The sequence below is a fragment of the Campylobacter sp. W0014 genome (assembly GCF_020135975.1).
In the GTDB taxonomy this organism is placed as follows: Bacteria; Campylobacterota; Campylobacteria; order Campylobacterales; family Campylobacteraceae; genus Campylobacter_D.
In genome coordinates, this window is sequence record NZ_JACHTR010000104.1 from 1 (window position 1) to 483 (window position 483).

The 483-nt window shown below is 31.1% G+C and carries 1 pseudogene; it reads left to right on the forward strand.

Going from position 1 to position 483, the window contains the following annotated elements:
* Positions 1-394, forward strand: a pseudogene (locus H2277_RS09160) (hypothetical protein); the annotation flags it as partial.
* Positions 395-483 lie beyond the last annotated feature (89 nt).

The following is a 483-nucleotide window of genomic DNA, read 5'->3' on the forward strand; positions in this document are numbered from 1 at the left end:
AAATCAAAATACTATTATACATAAAGATGAGATAAAGAATGTGAAGGGAGAAAATAAATTATTAATAGAAAAATCTTTAACCCAAACAATAGAAAAAGAATTTTTTCTTAATGTTCATCAAAATTTATCCGCCCACATACAAGATAATACATCCTTAAAGTCCAATTCCATGCAGACAAAGGTAGAAGAGCAATATTCTTTAGAATCAGAAAGTTCTACTTTTGACTTTCAAACAGATTGTGAAGTAAAGGCAGGCAATCAAATCCTCCACCAAGTAGGCGATACTCAAATTGTTACTAAGGGAGATTGTGTTATTATTAAAGCAGGTGGAGTTGAAGTAACTATAGACTCTAATGGACTTGTGGTTAGAGGTGGAGAGATTAAGGCAGAGTAAAATAAATTAAAGGAGTTCTTATGCAAAAGATTTTAATAGTTTTAGGAATTTTCTTAATGTTAGCCATTAGTGCTAATGCTCAATCTCCA